At 38.6% G+C, this 894-nt stretch carries 1 protein-coding gene and 1 pseudogene; one reads left to right on the top strand and one right to left on the bottom strand.

Annotated features, from left to right (window positions below; genetic code table 11):
* Window positions 1-221: pseudogene (locus ACS8FD_RS18145) on the top strand (ribosome biogenesis GTPase YlqF); the annotation flags it as partial.
* Between the two features lie 301 nt (window positions 222-522).
* Here the strand turns inward: ACS8FD_RS18145 and ACS8FD_RS18150 are convergent.
* Window positions 523-894, bottom strand: a 372-nt coding sequence (locus tag ACS8FD_RS18150; protein WP_439276876.1) for a hypothetical protein, incomplete at its 5' end; no start/stop codon positions are given.

Below are 894 nucleotides of genomic sequence, written 5' to 3' on the forward strand. Positions count from 1 at the left end.
TAAAAAGAGGCGGCATCGTTGATACTTACCGTATGTCTGAGATTTTAGTTAATGAGCTGCGCAGTGGCATCCTAGGGCGCATTACGTTAGAGACACCAAAAATGCGTGAAGTGGAGCTATTATTAGTAGAAGAGATACGCGCACAAGCGGAAGCGAAAAAAGAGGCTAAGTTAGAGGAAAAGCGTTTGCGTAAAAAGCGTGCGCGGAAGAATCGGAAGTAAGGTTAAAGGATAACTTTAACAAAGTAGCCATTCCCGCTTTTCGCTACTACCTGCCAATCTGTGTGAGGCACTAGCTCAGGTTTGATGTGTCTCTTACTCCGCGTAGCCACCTCAAAACCTAGCTATTGTAACTCACCCAAACCGTCAGTATATCCGCTCTAATCGGGGCTAGCGGTTAGATTGCATTCTTCCCACTATCTATCGTGACTCAGATTACCTATTTTACAAGTTCATTCCTTTTCTTTTTAAAGGAAGAGTTAGGAGATCAACTATTCGCTTGCAAACTTTGAAAACACTAGCTTCATTTAGAAGGAAACTCAAGTTCATCATATAAACTTTGTAAACACTCATCGATATTAGACATTGCTTTTTCATAAACAGAAATTGTACTTCTTGCTAAGTCTATATCGTTCTGATTACCTTTAACATGTAACTCCATACTAGGCATGATCTCACACTCCTGATACAACTTATTAAGAACTAAGTTTGAATTTTTAGAAAGGAAGATAAAGTCTTCTAACTGAATTTCATGTAAAGCATGGATATGCATTAATGCGGACCCTGCGTTACTACTATCTAACGTTTCTAAAGTAGGATGAAACTCTCCTCTATCATCATAAGTTCCAAGAGCTGCTTCACAATATCTTTTAAAATTCACTAGAGTTTTTTGAAT

The organism is Psychrobacter sp. 1U2, assembly GCF_051847575.1.